The organism is Flavobacterium sp. LHD-80, from assembly GCF_030929605.1.
Classification (GTDB): Bacteria; Bacteroidota; Bacteroidia; order Flavobacteriales; family Flavobacteriaceae; genus Flavobacterium.
This window is the reverse complement of sequence record NZ_JAVFVS010000001.1, coordinates 63,470-79,589: the sequence shown is the minus strand read 5'-3', so window position 1 is coordinate 79,589 and position 16,120 is coordinate 63,470. Positions and strand designations below refer to the sequence as shown.

Annotated in this window: 11 protein-coding genes; 6 read left to right on the top strand and 5 right to left on the bottom strand. The window is 34.1% G+C overall.

Going from position 1 to position 16,120, the window contains the following annotated elements; translation table 11 throughout:
- The first annotated feature begins 18 nt into the window (after window positions 1-18).
- On the top strand, window positions 19-522 hold the full coding sequence (locus RB619_RS00315) for an SRPBCC domain-containing protein (protein WP_308092597.1): 504 nt from the start codon (window positions 19-21) through the stop codon (window positions 520-522).
- A 171-nt stretch (window positions 523-693) separates the two neighbouring features.
- A complete protein-coding gene (locus tag RB619_RS00310; RefSeq protein WP_308092595.1) occupies window positions 694-1,065 on the top strand; it encodes a hypothetical protein in 372 nt (123 codons plus the stop codon).
- Window positions 1,066-1,215: 150 nt separating this feature from the next.
- Here the strand turns inward: RB619_RS00310 and RB619_RS00305 are convergent, their stop codons facing one another.
- Together RB619_RS00305 and RB619_RS00300 are read right to left on the bottom strand one after the other, a co-directional pair.
- Entirely contained in the window at window positions 1,216-2,751 is a 1,536-nt protein-coding gene (locus tag RB619_RS00305; protein ID WP_308092593.1) for a YifB family Mg chelatase-like AAA ATPase, read from the bottom strand.
- Window positions 2,752-2,831: 80 nt separating this feature from the next.
- Window positions 2,832-3,809, bottom strand: a complete 978-nt coding sequence (locus tag RB619_RS00300; RefSeq protein ID WP_308092591.1) for a Gfo/Idh/MocA family oxidoreductase — start codon at window positions 3,807-3,809, stop codon at window positions 2,832-2,834.
- Window positions 3,810-3,940: 131 nt separating this feature from the next.
- Between RB619_RS00300 and RB619_RS00295 the strand changes: the two genes are divergently transcribed.
- The 3 genes from RB619_RS00295 to RB619_RS00285 all read left to right on the top strand — a co-directional run bounded on the left by RB619_RS00295 (window position 3,941) and on the right by RB619_RS00285 (window position 9,946).
- The gene (locus RB619_RS00295) at window positions 3,941-6,937 is read left to right on the top strand and encodes an amidohydrolase family protein (protein WP_308092589.1); all 2,997 of its coding nucleotides are present in this window, start codon (window positions 3,941-3,943) and stop codon (window positions 6,935-6,937) included.
- Window positions 6,938-6,974: 37 nt separating this feature from the next.
- Complete coding sequence (locus tag RB619_RS00290) at window positions 6,975-8,282, top strand: amidohydrolase (protein ID WP_308092587.1); 1,308 nt, start codon at window positions 6,975-6,977, stop codon at window positions 8,280-8,282.
- Between the two features lie 338 nt (window positions 8,283-8,620).
- On the top strand, window positions 8,621-9,946 hold the full coding sequence (locus RB619_RS00285) for an ammonium transporter (protein ID WP_308092585.1): 1,326 nt from the start codon (window positions 8,621-8,623) through the stop codon (window positions 9,944-9,946).
- A 144-nt stretch (window positions 9,947-10,090) separates the two neighbouring features.
- On the opposite strand, the gene RB619_RS00280 is transcribed toward RB619_RS00285, so the two are convergent.
- The 3 genes from RB619_RS00280 to RB619_RS00270 form a co-directional block, all read right to left on the bottom strand.
- Window positions 10,091-12,190, bottom strand: a complete 2,100-nt coding sequence (locus tag RB619_RS00280) for a cytochrome c biogenesis protein CcdA (protein WP_308092583.1) — start codon at window positions 12,188-12,190, stop codon at window positions 10,091-10,093.
- A complete protein-coding gene (tilS, locus tag RB619_RS00275; RefSeq protein WP_308092581.1) occupies window positions 12,190-13,500 on the bottom strand; it encodes a tRNA lysidine(34) synthetase TilS in 1,311 nt (436 codons plus the stop codon). The genes RB619_RS00280 and tilS overlap by 1 nt, the downstream gene beginning before the upstream one ends.
- Before the next feature lie 202 nt (window positions 13,501-13,702).
- Window positions 13,703-14,989, bottom strand: a complete 1,287-nt coding sequence (locus RB619_RS00270; RefSeq protein ID WP_308092579.1) for an anthranilate synthase component I family protein — start codon at window positions 14,987-14,989, stop codon at window positions 13,703-13,705.
- A gap of 217 nt (window positions 14,990-15,206) precedes the next feature.
- Between RB619_RS00270 and RB619_RS00265 the strand changes: the two genes are divergently transcribed.
- The gene (locus RB619_RS00265) at window positions 15,207-16,103 is read left to right on the top strand and encodes a DUF4349 domain-containing protein (RefSeq protein ID WP_308092577.1); all 897 of its coding nucleotides are present in this window, start codon (window positions 15,207-15,209) and stop codon (window positions 16,101-16,103) included.
- Window positions 16,104-16,120: the final 17 nt, after the last annotated feature.

Genomic DNA, 16,120 nt, shown 5'->3' with positions numbered 1-16,120 from the left:
TTTAAAAACTGAAAAAATATGAAATCAAATTTTTTAATGGATTTTACTGTAGATAAAAAAACGAATACGGTAAATGTAAAACGTGAATTTGGTGCCTCGTTATCAAATGTTTGGTCAGCTTGGACAGAACCTGAAATCCTAGATCAATGGTGGGCACCTGCACCGTGGAAAGCGAGAACGAAAAGTATGGAATTTAAAGAAGGCGGACGCCGACTTTATGCAATGGTGGGACCGGAAGGCGAAGAACATTGGGCAATTGCAGATTTTACTTCGATTACTCCGAAAACAAATTTTAAATATCTGGACGCTTTCAGCGACAGCGAAGGAAATTTAAATGTAGATTTTCCTCGTTCTGATTGGGATGTGAATTTTTCTGAACAAGGCGATTCTACTTTTGTTGATATTGCTATCAAACACAAAAATTTGGAAGATCTTGAACAAATTATTGCAATGGGCTTTAAAGAAGGTTTTACAATTGCGATGGAAGGTTTGGATGCGATTTTTGCAGAAAAACAAAAATAATTTTTCTTACTTTATTAATGAAATCCTGCTTTTTACAAAGCGGGATTTTTTATGATTTTTTTGTATTAATTAGCTGATTTAATTAACATTAAAAATCGTATTTTCGATTTTAATTTATACCAAAAGACATTAAAACGCAACCTTTTAACTAACAATTCTAACCAAAAAAGTATGACCAAATTAATTACCGCGACTCTTTTGCTTGCCACTGTTTCTGTTTTTTCTCAAAGCAGATATGAACTTTCTGATGAAGGAAAAGACAAATTTTATCTTTCTGATTCTATTGCTAAATTAGCTAAAACAGGAAAAATTACTGCACAGCCAATTGTTGTTGTTGATGGAATTCCGCATCGTTTTCAGGATTTAGAAAAAGAAAAACTTGCTTTGTCTAAAATTGAAATCGCAAAAATTATTCCTATCGATAAACAAAAAGGAATCAGCATTTATGGAAATTATGGCGAAGCCGGCGTTTTGATTATTACAACAAATAGAAGCAGTTATCATAAACCTATACAAGAAGTGAAAGAAATGAAACAAAATTAATTTTTAGTTTCAAGTTTCAGGTTTCAATAATAATTGTCAGGCTGAGCGAAGTCGAGGCCCACGTTCCAATTGGAGCGCCCTTCGACTCCGCTCAGATTGACAAACGGTTTTACAATTAACAATTTATAATTCACAATTAAAAATTAAAAATTACCCCAGCCATCCTTCTCGATCTAAACTTCTGTATTGAATAGCTTCGGCGATGTGTTGCGAAATTATAGACGGAGCATTATCTAAATCAGCGATTGTTCTTGCTACTTTCAAAATCCTGTCGTACGCTCTTGCGGAAAGATTCAGGCGTTCCATTGCGGTTTTTAAGAGTTCTTTTGACTGTTCGTCTAATGCGCAAAATTCACGAATCAATTTACTACTCATTTGAGCATTATAATGAATGTTTTCGATTTCTTGGAATCGTTTCGTTTGAATTTCTCTGGCTGCGGTGACACGTTTTCTGATTTCGACACTGCTTTCGGCTTTTCGGTCATCTGCTAATTTTTCGAAAGGAACGGGTGTTACTTCAATATGAATATCAATTCGGTCTAAAAGCGGACCTGAAATTTTGCTCATATAACGTTGCATTTCATGTGGTGAAGAAGTATTTGGCATACTCGGATCGTTGAAAAAACCACTCGGACTTGGATTCATACTTGCCACAAGCATAAACGATGACGGATAAGTAACGGTAAATTTAGCTCTTGAAATGGTTACTTCACGATCTTCAAGCGGTTGACGCATTACTTCTAAAACATCGCGTTTAAATTCTGGTAATTCGTCGAGAAATAAAACACCATTATGCGCCATTGAAATTTCGCCTGGTTGCGGATAACTTCCGCCTCCAACAAGTGCGACGTTCGAAATCGTGTGGTGCGGACTGCGAAACGGTCGCTGATTCATTAAACCGACTTCTTTCAGTTTTCCTGCAACGCTGTGAATTTTAGTTGTTTCGAGTGCTTCACGTAACGTCATTGGAGGCAAAATACTCGGAACACGTTTTGCCAGCATTGTCTTTCCGGCTCCCGGCGGACCAATTAAAATGATATTATGACCTCCGGCAGCAGCGATTTCCATACAACGTTTAATGCTTTCCTGACCTCGAACATCTGAAAAATCAAATTCGGGGAAATCGAGTGTTTTGTAAAATTCGGTGCGAGTATCAATTACTGTTGGCTGAAGCGTTCCTTTTCCTTTAAAGAAATCTATTACTTCCTGCAGATTTGAAACTCCATAAACGTCAAGTCCGGCGACAATCGCTGCTTCTTTTACATTTTGAATAGGAAGAAAAAATCCTTTGTAACCTTCTTCTTTTGCTTTAATTGCAATTGGCAATGCACCGCGAATAGGCTGTAAACTTCCGTCTAAAGAAAGCTCACCCATGATAATATATTGTTCAATTTCGGGTGCTTTTATTTGGTCAGAGCCGACTAATATTCCCATTGCGAGTGGCAAATCGTATGCTGAACCTTCTTTTCTGAGGTCGGCGGGCGCCATGTTGATGGTTATTTTTTTTCCGGGAAGACTTAATCCGTTATTTTTTAAAGCGGCGGCGATTCTAAAACTGCTTTCTTTTATTGCATTATCTGGAAGCCCAACTAAATGATAACCAATCCCTTTATCCATATGAACCTCAATTGTGATTGTGGTTGCTTCTACTCCAAAAACGGCACTTCCGTAAACTTTTACTAACATAATTATTCTTTCATTAATTGTTTTTAAATCTAATGAAAAAATAATTAATTTGTAGGTTTTTTATTTCAAATAAATTTAAATTAAAATGGAAGCTTAATTTGAGTTTTAATCTCCTCAACAATCCTACTCAAATCCAAACAATTTTGATGCGACCAAAATTTACTTTCAATCTGATTATTTCGAATACAATTATGACATTCCATAATTTCATGCGAATAGCCTTTTCCTAAAACCGGCAAACTGATCACAGCTTCTTTTTCTTCATCAATAAATAAAGAATATCCATTGGCGACAAACCAAGGCGAATTGAGTTCGATTCTTCCTTTGCTTCCGCCAATAGTTGCTTTCATATCAGAATCTGAAACTATAGAAGCATGCAAAATCGATTGTGCTTTTTCATATTGCAAAATCATCGAAGTCTGCAAATCAATATCATTTTTATGCATTATGGCTTTTGCAATAATTTCCTTTGGTTTACCTAATAGTATATAAGACAGAAACAATGGATAAACGCCAATATCAAACAACGCGCCTCCGCCTAGTTTTTTATCAAAAAGTCTAAGGTTTTCGGTTTCGCTTCCGCGAAAAGCAAAATCAGCATTGATGTATTTTATTTCGCCAATTTCTCCGTTTTCTACTTTTTCTAAAACTTCTTTTATGGCTGGAATAAATCGGGTCCAAAATGCTTCCATGAAAAACTTCTTATTCTTTTTTGAAGCTTCAATCATTCGAACAGCATCAGAATACGAAAGCGCAATTGGCTTTTCGCACAAAACATGTTTTCCAGATTCTAATGCTTTAATAGACAATTCGGCATGTGAATCATGAGGTGTCGCAATGTATATAATTTCAACTTCTTCATCGGCAAAAAGCGCTTCATATGAATCGTAGGCTTTTGAACAATTGTACTTTTGGGCAAAATCATTTGCTTTACTACTATCTCTCGAAGCAACTGCTGTTAATTCTGCATCATCTAGTAAAAGCAAATCTGTCGCAAATTGATTGGCGATATTTCCTAAACCAATAATTCCCCATTTTATTCTTTGTGATTTTTTCATAAATGTCCTATATACACTATCCATCAACGCTTTACCTAAATCTTCATCTAAAATAGAGAAAAAACATTTTAAAAAATTAAAACTTATCTAACATATTTTCATATTTTTAGCAACAAATTAGCAAATACCATATGAAAAAAGCCCTACTACTACTCTTTTTGAGCGTTTTTTTAACAAAAACGTATGCTCAAGACTATTTTCCTGTTAATGAAAGTGTGCACAACAAAAGTAAAAATTACACTGTTTTTACAAATGCCACTATTTATGTAACTCCAACTCAAAAAATCGAAAAAGGAACTTTACTTATCCAAGATGGCAAAGTAATTTCTGTTGGAACAAATGTTACAATTCCTAAAAACAGCATCACAATTGATCTGACAGGAAAAACAATTTACCCATCATTTATTGATATTTATACCAGTTTTGGAATTGAAAAACCAAAATCAAATGTAACTCCAGGACGCCGTAACCCACTTTATGACACAAAAAGAACTGGTTTTTACTGGAACGAAAGTGTAAGACCTGAAGTAAACGGTTATGAAACGTTTAAATACGATCAGCCAAAAGCAGATGAGTTTTTGAAAGCTGGTTTTGGTGTTGTTGGAACTCACGTGACTGACGGAATTGCTCAGGGATCTGGAGCTCTAGTTGCATTAAACAACGAAAACAACTCGAAACAAATCATTTCAAATAAATTAACGAATCACTTTGCTTTTAGCAGAAGTGCCTTGACAAATCAGCAATATCCAAGTTCTTTAATGGGAATGATGGCTTTGCTTCGTCAAATGTATTTGGATTTGGACTGGTACAAAAAAGGAAATTCTGACACTAAAGATTTATCATTAGAAGCATTAGCAAGCAATGAAAAATTGGTTCAGATTTTTGCATCAGAAGATAAATTGAACAGCTTAAGAGCTTCAAAAATTGCAAAAGAATTTGGTTTAAACTACGTGTTGAAAGGAAGCGGGAATGAATTCGAAAGAATTGAAGAAATCAAAGCTACAAATGCAAAATTCATTATTCCTATAAGTTTTCCAGATGCTTATGATGTTTCAAATCCGTACTTGTCAAACCAAATTGAATTGGCTGATATGCGTTTCTGGAATCAAGCGCCAACAAACTTAAAAGCGCTTTCTGATAACGGAGTTGTTTTTGCCTTGACTACAGACAAACTAAAGAAAATCGAAGACTTTAAACCTAATTTATTGAAAGCAATAAAATACGGTTTTGATAAAACAAAAGCTTTAGAAGCTTTAACTACAATTCCAGCTGCTATTTTAGGAAAAAGCGACGAAGTAGGAAGTTTGAAAACAGGAAGTTATGCGAACTTTATTATTACTTCTGGAGAAGTTTTTGACGAGAAAACGGTTTTATTCGAAAACTGGGTTCAAGGAAGTAAATTTATTGTGAATGATATTAATGCAAAAGATATCCGCGGAAATTACGACTTAACAGTTGGTAAAGATACGTACAAATGGAAAATTGACGGAACTGCAGAAGCTCAAAAATCTGAAGTTACAACTGTTGATGCTAAAAAAGTAAAAAGCACTTTTGCAATTGCTAAAAACTGGGTTTCTCTTGTAATTAAACCAGCAGATACTATTAAATCAAACTTTACCCGTTTAACTGGTTTTATTGAAAAAGCAGATGCTTTGTCTGGAAAAGCGGTTTTATCAAACGGAGATGAATTAGTTTGGAATGCAGTAAAAACAAGCCCATTTGTTGCTGTAAAAGATACTGTAAAACCAGAAAAACCAAACCCAATTATGCCTGTAACGTATCCAAACGTTGCTTTTGGTGATACTAAAAAACAAACTGCTCAGACTTTATTATTCAAAAATGCTACAGTTTGGACGAATGAAAAAGAAGGAATTTTGACAGAAGCTGACGTTTTGATTAAAAACGGAAAAATTGCTGCAGTCGGAAAAAATCTTTCTGATGCAGGTGCCACTGTAATCGATGCAAAAGGAAAACACATTACAAGCGGTATTATCGACGAACATTCGCATATTGCAATTTCTAAAGGTGTAAACGAAAGCGGTCACAACTCTACTGCCGAAGTTACGATTCAGGATGTTGTAAACTCTGAAGATATTAATATATATAGAGATCTTGCGGGAGGAGTTACTATCTCACAATTATTACACGGTTCTGCAAACCCAATTGGCGGACGTTCTGCAATTGTAAAATGGAAATGGGGTTCTGCTGCAGATGAAATGTTATACAAAAATCAGCCTAAGTTTATCAAATTTGCTTTGGGTGAAAACGTAAAACAAGCAAACTGGGGAATTGACAATCCAACTCGTTTCCCACAAACCAGAATGGGAGTTGAGCAAGTTTTCACAGATTATTTCCAATTGGCAAAAGAATATGACGAAAACTGGAAAAAATTCAACGCTGGAAATAAAAAAGGAAAAGCGCCAAGAGTTGATTTAGAATTACAAACTCTTGCTGAAATTTTAAACAAAGAGCGTTTCATCACTTGTCACTCTTATGTAGAGTCAGAGATATTGAATTTGATGAATGTTGCTGAGAAATTCAACTTTAGAGTAAATACTTTCACTCACATTTTAGAAGGTTACAAAGTAGCTGACAAGATGAAAGAACACGGCGTTGGAGCTTCAACATTCTCTGATTGGTGGGCTTATAAATTTGAGGTTAATGATGCAATTCCGTACAACGGACCAATTATGCACAATGAAGGCGTAGTAGTTGCGTACAACTCTGATGACGCCGAAATGTCTCGAAGATTAAACCAAGAAGCGGCAAAAGCTGTAAAATATGGGAATGTATCTGAAGAAGATGCTTGGAAATTTGTCACTTTAAACCCTGCGAAATTATTACATATTGATGATAAAGTTGGAAGTTTAAAAGTGGGTAAAGATGCCGATGTTGTTTTATGGAGCGAAAATCCATTGTCTATTTATGCTAAAGCTGAAAAAACAATTATTGAAGGTGTAGTTTATTTTGATATCGAAAAAGATGCTCAAAAACAGGTGGACATTACTAAAGAAAGAAACCAATTGATTGGACAAATGCTGCAAGAAAAAAACAAAGGAAACAGCACTCAGGCACCAACAAGAAAAGAGAAAAAAGAATATCACTGTGATACTTTAGAACAGTTATAAGAGCTTTAGAAAATTCATAATGATAAAAAGAGACAACATGATAAATAAAAACATATATAAACTGCTGTTGTTATTTTGTGCTTCTGTACAAATAAATGCACAGCAAATTCCGGCGCCAAAGCAATCTAAATCGGTTTTGATTTTAAATGCTACTGCACACTTAGGTAACGGGAAAGTAATTCAAAACAGTGCAATTGGTTTTAAAGACGGAAAAATTACTTTAGTAGCCGATGCAACAACCATCAGACTTGCTGCTGATGCTTATGATACAACTATCGATGCTTCTGGAAAACATGTCTATCCGGGATTTATTGCTGCCAATACAACTTTAGGATTAGTTGAAATTGATGCTGTAAAATCATCTGACGATCAAGAAGAAATTGGAACTTTCAACCCAAATGTTAGAAGTATTATTGCTTATAACTCTGAATCGAAAGTAGTTGAAACAGTTCGTCCAAACGGCGTTTTAGTAGCTCAAGTTACACCACGTGGCGGCACAATTTCTGGAACTTCGTCAATTGTACAATTAGACGCTTGGAGCTGGAAAGATGCAATTATGAAAGAAAATGACGGAATTCATTTGAATTTCCCTTCTAGTTTTAAAAGATCTGGATCTTGGTTTGAACCTGGAATTATTGAGCCAAACAAAGATTATCCAAAACAGGCTGAAGAAATCAACGCTTTTTTAATCAATGCTAAAGCCTATAATCAAACAACTCCTAAAGAAAGAAACATTGTTCTAGAAGCTACAAAAGGTTTATTTGATGGAACTCAAACGCTTTATATTCATGCTGATGAAGAAAAGCAGATTGTTGATGCGATCCAATTAGCGGCAGACAATCAAATCAAAAAGATTGTAATCGTTGGCGGATTTGAAGCTTACAAAGCAACAGCTCAATTATCAAAATATAATGTGGGAGTTCTTTTAAGACGTGTTCACGATATGCCAACAAGCGCTGATCAAGATGTAAACCTGCCTTATAAAATGGCAAAAATACTTACTGATAAAGGTATTGTTGTTGGTTTAGAAAACAGTGGTGATCATGAGCGTATGAGCGTTAGAAACCTACCTTTCTTGGCAGGAACTTGTGCCGCTTTTGGTTTAGACAAAGAAGTTGCGGTACAGCTTATCACACTAAATACTGCAAAATTATTAAGTGTTGATGCTACTTGCGGATCATTAGAAACTGGCAAAGACGCTACTTTGTTTATTTCTGAAGGTGATGCTTTAGACATGAGAACAAACAAATTGACAACTGCTTTTATTCAAGGAAGATTAATCAATTTAGATACTTTCCAAAATAAACTGAATAGAAAATTCAAAGAAAAGTTCGGTCAGAAATAAGAACTTAATTTTCGTAAAAAACGGCATCTTTTGAAATATTCAATTGATGCCGTTTTTTATTCAAACCAAACAATTTAAACACTCAATTGATTATTTGAAGAGAAAAAATCATAATTTTAAGAATAATATTATCTTTTTTTCATCACATTTTGCAGAAATTACCCAATTTGCTCATTTCAACTTTAATAAATTGTGAAATTTAAGTCTTTTTTAAGATATACACGCAAAATTTAGGGGGTCAAATTTAAAAATTAACAAAAATTAAACATTAGACTCTATTTTTTATAGGGGTATCAATTCATTTTATACTTTTATAAAAAATTTAAAACTAAATAACTATGCGAAAAATTATTTTAAGTGTGATCCTCATCACGATTTTGTTACTATCTATTTTTTCTATCTCATTTGTTACTGAATCAAAAACATTAGGCGCTCATGTTGTCGAATTAAAATTAGACACGGGTGATACAGCATGGATGGTTGTTGCAACAGCTTTTGTATTATTAATGACTCCAGGATTAGGATTTTTCTACGGAGGTATGGTAGGCAAGAAAAACGTAATCAGCACAATGCTTCAAAGTTTCATGGCAATGGTAATTGTAACAGTTCTTTGGGTAGTAATTGGATTCGGATTATGTTTTGGACCTTCTATAGGCGGTTTTATAGGAGATCCTTCTTCAAATATATTTTTTCAGGGAGTAAGCGCAAACACGGCGTGGGAATTAGCTCCAACAATCCCGATGATTCTTTTTGCTTTATTCCAAGCAAAATTTGCAATCATTACTCCAGCATTAATTACAGGAGCTTTTGCAGAACGTGTACGTTTCTGGGCTTACTTATTATTCATGGTTTTATTTATCTTATTCATATACGCTCCATTATGTCACATGACTTGGCATCCTGATGGATTATTCTTTGGATGGGGAGTTCTTGACTTCGCTGGTGGTACTGTAGTACACATGAGTGCTGGATGGGCTGCTTTGGCTGGAGCAATTTTCTTAGGAAAACGTAAAGTTCAAAAAGTAAATCCTGCTAGAATTACTTATGTATTATTAGGTACAGGTTTATTATGGTTTGGATGGTTTGGTTTCAATGCAGGTTCTGCAGTTGGAGCAAGCAGTCTTGCCGCACAAGCTTTAGGAACAACTACAATCGCTGCCGCTTCTGCTGCTATGGCTTGGGTTTTCCTTGATAAAATATTAGGACACAAATTATCTGCAATGGGAGCTTGTATTGGAGCTGTTGTAGGATTGGTAGCAATTACTCCTGCTGCAGGTTTCGTAAGTATTCCTCACGCATTAGCAATTGGTATTATTGCTGCTGTAATCAGTAATCTTGTAGTAAGCAAATTCCCTAAAGGAAAAATCGACGATGCTCTTGATGTATTTGCTTGTCACGGTGTTGGTGGTATGGTAGGTATGCTTTTAACTGGAGTATTTGCTTCTAAAAGCGTAAACTCAATTGTTGGTGACAATCAAGGTTTAATCTTTGGTGATGCTACTTTATTCTTAATACAATTAAAAGCATTAGTTATCGTATCAATCTTTGCTTTTGGAGCTTCTTACGCTTTATTCTTCATTGTAAACAAAATCACTCCTCTAAGAGTTACTGAAGAAAAAGAAGAATTAGGTTTAGATATCTCTCAACACGGAGAATACTTATAATAAAAAGATTTTCCTCTTTTTGCCTTCATAAAAAATCCCTCTAAGTTAGCTTAGAGGGATTTTTGTTTATTGTAGATTTTAGATTGTAGATTTAGTCTTTTCCAAAACTCATAACTCATAACTCATAATTCATAACTAAATACCTTATTTAAAATTCGCTATTCCTTCTTTCAGCCAATGCAAATATTCTTCAGTACTTACATAACTAATTGTAGGTTTTGAACTGTTCAAGTTATTACCTTCTAAATCTGTAATAACATACAAAGGTTGCGTATTTGTTTTATATCTTGAAATCATAAAATCGGTCCATTTATCTCCTACTGTAATGATTTCATCTCCGGCTTTAGTCACAAATTGCTCTTTTTTAGGCAATTCTCTTTTATCATCAACATAAAGCGAAATCAAAACAACGTCATTTTTTAAGATTGGTAAGACCGTTGAATCTGACCAAACATTGTTTTCCATTTTTCTACAGTTCACACAAGCGTATCCTGTAAAATCAAGCATAATTGGTTTATTAACCAATTTTGCATAAGCTAATCCATCTTCATAATCATGAAAAACCATAATTCCGTGCGGACCTAACTCTGCTCCTTCTGGCAAACCTTTTACATCTGAAGTTACAGCAGTTCCGTTTCCAGAACCTCCAAATCCAAGCGGACTTTCACTGTAAGTTTGAGGTGGCGGAAAAGCACTGATTAATTTTAAAGGTGCTCCCCATAATCCTGGAATCATATAAATTGTAAAACTTAAAACAAGTAATCCTAATGATAATCTTCCAACAGAAATATGATTAGTCGGGCTATCGTGTGGCAAGGTAATTTTTCCGAATAAATAGAATGCGAGAGCTCCAAAAATAGCAATCCAAATCGCTAAGAAAACCTCTCTTTCCAAGAAATGTAATTGCAAAACTAAATCGGCATTTGATAAAAATTTGAATGCCAATGCCAATTCTAAAAATCCTAAAACAACTTTTACTGTATTTAACCAACCACCAGATTTTGGCAATGAATTCAACCATCCTGGAAACAATGCAAATAACATAAAAGGCAAAGCCAATGCAGAAGAAAATCCTAACATTCCAACAACCGGAGCAATTCCTCCATTTGAAGCCGCTTCAACTAATAATGTCCCTACAATTGGTCCTGTACAAGAAAAGGATACAATTGCCAATGCTAAAGCCATGAATAATATTCCAACAATTCCGCCTTTATCTGCCTGTTGATCTGCTTTGTTTGCCCATGAATTTGGCAACATAATTTCGAATGCTCCTAAAAAAGAAACAGCAAAAATGATTAAAATCACGAAGAAAATAAGATTAAACCAAACATCTGTGGACAATGCATTCAAAGCATCGGCACCAAATATTTTAGTTACAATTAATCCTAAAATCACATAAATAGCAATGATTGATAATCCATAAATAATAGCGTTTCTAATTCCTCTTGCTCTGCTTTTACTTTGTTTTGTAAAGAAACTCACAGTCATTGGAATCATTGGGAATACGCAAGGTGTAAATAAAGCAGCAAAACCACCTAAAAAAGCAAAGAAAAAGATCGACCACAAACTTCTAGTTGGAGCTGGTGCCGGTATATCTTCTTTTGAGACTGGTTCTTCAACATTCGATTTTACTACTTGAACTTTTGCCGTATCTGTTGCTTTTGCAATTGTATCTACAGCGATTCCAGTAACTTTTGTCTCATCTTTTTTCGCCTCCGTTATTGCCGGAACAGCTTCCATATTGAAAGTCGACGGAATAGCAATCGAGAATTTTTTATTTGAATTGATGCAAACTTCTTTACAAACCTGAAAATCGAAATCAACATCAACCGTTTTTAAATTCGGGTTGATGATTTTAATTTCTTGTTCAATGTGCGCTTTTCCTTCAAAAAAAGTTTCGTTTACACCAAAAACATCGTTAAAAGCTGTTTTGGTTTTTCCTTCCTTAGCTTTTCCAACTAATTCGTAATTTCCTTTTTGGTTTTTAAACGCGATTTCCAGTGCAAGCGGACCGCCTTCTGGCGTGAATTGCGAATACATATGCCAGTCTTTTTCAATCGTTCCGTCAAAAATTAATACGGCATTGTTTCCAGCTTTCTTTTCAATTTTCGAAGTCCATTTTACTGGCTCTAAAATTTGAGCGTTGCTTTTTGCAAAAGAAAAAAGAAAAAACAGTAAAAATAAAAGAGATTTACTCCAGACATTTTTTAGCGTTATCGCTTGACGGTATTGATTAAAGTTCATTATTGCAGTTCTATTTTAAGTATTTTGTTTGTGGTATTTTCTATTTTAAATCGTTCATCTTGCCTAATGCCAACAACCCAGACGATTTGATTTTCTGAACATAAAATCCAAGTTTTTTCCTTTTCGATGAGTGATAATTTTTCGTCTTTAAAAAGCTTGCTCACTTTTTTAGATTTTCCCTGCATTCCAAACGGATGAAAAACATCTCCTTCATTCCATTTACGTAAAACGAGCGGAAAGCGGATTTTTTCGGCGTCAACAAATATAACTTCTTTTGAATCTATAGCTATGTGATCTACGTTACAAAGTCTCAATTTTAAGGGAAAATTAACGTCTGTATCGTTTTCTGCAATCTCAAATTCTTCTTTTTCTGAAGTTTCAGAAATCGGATTTAAAATCAATGTTTCTCGATTTTTCAGCAATCTGAATTCCTCCGAAAAGACTTGTTTTCCTGATTGACCTTCGACTAAATCATAAACATCCTTCCATGCCGAAAATCCAAATTCGTTCAGCCATTGGTACAAATACGATTTATAATTGGGTAATTTTTTAAGCTGATTCAAATCGAAATGAATATCTTCTCCATCCTCTTTTGCCACTTGCTGATAAATCATAATCGAAGCATCTTCAACCATTTCTTTTGATTCTTGCAAATACGATTGTGTTTTTTGAAAAGCATCCAAAAAGTTCGGATTTATTTCTTTCAAAATCGGAATTAAATCATGACGAATTTTATTTCTAAGGTATTTGTTTGATGCATTACTGCTGTCTTCTCGCCATTCGATTTTATTTTCTTCCGCATATTTCAGAACTTCTTCTCTCGAAAAAGGCAAAAGCGGACGAATAATTCGGTCATTTTCTTCTGGAATTCCGGTTAATCCATCCAAACCTGTTCCGCGTGTCAAATTGATAATAAAGGTTTCTAAATTATCATCGGCATGATGTGCTGTCAGAATATAATCGAAGTTTTTTTCTTCTAAAAACTCATAAAACCAGCTGTAACGAAGCTCTCTTGCAGCAACTTGCGTCGACAATTTATAATCTTCGGCGAAAGCCTTAGTATCAAACTGAGTGGTAAAAAACGGAATATTATTTTGATTGCAATAATCCTGAACAAATTCCTGATCACCAAAACTTTCTAATCCCCGAAGTTGAAAATTACAATGCAAAACCGCAATTTCATAAGGCAATTGCTGAAACAAATGCAGTAAAACCATGCTATCCAATCCTCCGCTAACCGCTAAAAAAAGCTTTTTTTCGGCTAAGAATGGAAATCTAGAAACGATATGGCTTTGAAATTTTGAAAACATCTGATAAAAGTAAAAAATTAAATTCGATCTATTTTTAAATGAAATGTTAAGTGAGGTTTCTTTGCCACGAATTGAGCTAATATTTTCTCACGCAGATTTTGCAGATTGAGCTGATTGTTTTAACTCTTGAAAAGATTTACGCAGATTTTATTTATTTCTAAATTTAAAATTTAATCTGCATAATCTGCGAGAAACAAAAAAATCATTGCAAAACTTCATGCATTGCTTTGGCTTTCAGCAAACATTCTTCGTATTCTTTTTCTGGGACTGAAAGCGCTGTAATTGCACTTCCGACAGAAAATGAAACATATTTATTTTCCTGATTGTATAAAATACTTCTGATTACTACATTAAAATCAAAGTCACCTTCGGGAGTAAAATAACCAACTGCTCCGCTGTACAAACCGCGTTTGGTTTCTTCTAAATTTTCAATAATTTTCATTACCGAAATCTTTGGCGCTCCTGTCATACTTCCCATTGGAAAAGTTGTTCTTAAAACATCAACTGGCGAATATTGAGGATCAACTTTTGAAGTTATCGTCGAAATCATTTGATGAACTTGCAGAAAAGAATAGATTTTGCAAAGCTCGACAACCTCAACAGAGCCTTTTTGAGCGGTATGTGATAAATCATTCCGAACCAAATCGGTTATCATGATATTTTCAGCTCTTTCTTTTGAATCTGATTCTAGAAATTGTTTTGATTTTTCATCTTCAACAGGATCCACAGATCGTTTTGAAGTTCCTTTTATAGGTTGCGAAATTATTCTTTCGCCTATTTTCTTCAGATATCTTTCCGGAGAGGCTGATAGCAAATATTGCTTGTGATTTTTAAAGAAAACCGAAAACGGCGCTTGTGAAATTTCATTTAGTTTCTGAAATTTTTCTAATGGATTTATCGCAGTATTTTCAGCAAAGAATTCCATACAAAAATTAGCTTCATACATATCTCCAATGTGAATATGTTCTAGCATTTTATTTACTTTTTCAATATAAGAATCTCTGGAAATGCGCTGTTCAATCTTTAAAGATCCAGAATTTTCGACTTTTGACTTTTGACTTTCGACTATCTCATCAAAATCATCTTCTACTTCATCATCACAAAGCAATAAATATTGAATTTCAAGGTGGTCGCCTTTTAATAAGAATATTTTTTTTGGCTGAAAGAAAAACAAATCAGGAAAATCTAATCCATCAAAATTATCCGATTTTAAATCTTCAACATCATTTTTTAAATCATACGAAAGATAACCAAAAAGCCAGTCTTTAGTGGTTTGCTGATATTGTTTTAAATCATCAAAAGCATTTTGGAAATCGGTTTTTAAAGAAGTAAAAGCGTCGACCGCCAAGATAAAATCGAAACTTGAATATTCCTGCGGGTACGAATTGCTGTCTAGAAAAACAATCTCCCGAAACTGCTGTGACCAGCTTAAAAGCTGTTGTTTAAACTGCTCTGGATTTGAAATTTGTTTATGAATTGAAACTCTCAAAAAAGTATAAATTTTAGACTTCAAAATTACGACAAAAAAAATCCTTCGATAAAGTAATCCCGAAAAAATATTGGCACACTTTTTAGTATATCGAATTAGTGCTAATTATTAAAACTTTTCTTGCCATTTGATTAAAAAATTACTCATTCAATTTTAAACAAAAACATATTTACATCGAGTAAATAAGCTATTCATTAATCAAATTTTAAAAACCTTTATGAAAACAATTGCAAAATTAGGATTGACTTCCTTGATGATTATCGCATTACTATTTTCTTGTAAAAAAGCAGATTACAATTCTGCCGAAGCAGCCGCAGACACCGCAGTTTTAACAGACAGTACAGCCGTATCCTCATCGGCAGCGGTCGAAAAGAAAGACAGCAAACAAAAATTTATTCGAACTGCTGATATAAAATTCAAGGTAAAAAATGTCGTCAAATCAACTTATGCAATTGAAAATGCTGTGGTAAAATTTGGAGGTTTTGTTACTTATACTAATCTTCAAAGTAATATTCACGATCAGATTAAAACCAAAATTAGCCAAGACAGCACTTTAGAAACTACTAAATATTCTGTTGAAAATAATATTACTATTCGCGTTCCCAATACGCAACTTGATACCGTAATTAAAAGTATTGCCAAGCAAATTGACTTTTTAGATTTCAGAGTTATCAAAGCCGATGATGTTTCATTAAAATTGCTTGCCAATCAGCTTTCGCAAAAAAGAAGCACTGTTTCTGAAAAAAGAGTCGAAAAAGCAATTGATTCTAAAGGCAAAAAAATAAACGATATTATAGAAGCTGAAAATACTTTAGCCAATCAAAAAGAAGCTAATGACAATCGCACAATTGATAATTTATCGATGCAGGATCAAATTAATTTCAGTACAGTTACTTTACAACTTTATCAAAATGAAACCATAAAACAAGAAATCACTGCAGGCGAAAAAGACAGCGCGTATTACAAGCCCAATTTAGGAATTCAGATTATTGATGCGTTGAAAAGCGGCTGGTATATTTTGCAGGAAATTTTAGTTTTCTTTTTAAACCTTTGGCCTTTCATCTTAATTGGTTTAGGTGGATTTCTTCTCTACAAAAAATACATAAAGAAATAAGAAAAGTGTTAATAAAA

Excerpts from the sequence above, each read along its gene's own strand:
- RB619_RS00315 (WP_308092597.1), top strand. The coding sequence starts at position 19 with ATGAAATCAAATTTTTTAATGGATTTTACTGTAGATAAAAAAACGAAT.
- RB619_RS00310 (WP_308092595.1), top strand. The coding sequence starts at position 694 with ATGACCAAATTAATTACCGCGACTCTTTTGCTTGCCACTGTTTCTGTT.
- RB619_RS00305 (WP_308092593.1), bottom strand. The coding sequence starts at position 2,751 with ATGTTAGTAAAAGTTTACGGAAGTGCCGTTTTTGGAGTAGAAGCAACC.
- RB619_RS00300 (WP_308092591.1), bottom strand. The coding sequence starts at position 3,809 with ATGAAAAAATCACAAAGAATAAAATGGGGAATTATTGGTTTAGGAAAT.
- RB619_RS00295 (WP_308092589.1), top strand. The coding sequence starts at position 3,941 with ATGAAAAAAGCCCTACTACTACTCTTTTTGAGCGTTTTTTTAACAAAA.
- RB619_RS00290 (WP_308092587.1), top strand. The coding sequence starts at position 6,975 with ATGATAAATAAAAACATATATAAACTGCTGTTGTTATTTTGTGCTTCT.
- RB619_RS00285 (WP_308092585.1), top strand. The coding sequence starts at position 8,621 with ATGCGAAAAATTATTTTAAGTGTGATCCTCATCACGATTTTGTTACTA.
- RB619_RS00280 (WP_308092583.1), bottom strand. The coding sequence starts at position 12,190 with ATGAACTTTAATCAATACCGTCAAGCGATAACGCTAAAAAATGTCTGG.
- tilS (WP_308092581.1), bottom strand. The coding sequence starts at position 13,500 with ATGTTTTCAAAATTTCAAAGCCATATCGTTTCTAGATTTCCATTCTTA.
- RB619_RS00265 (WP_308092577.1), top strand. The coding sequence starts at position 15,207 with ATGAAAACAATTGCAAAATTAGGATTGACTTCCTTGATGATTATCGCA.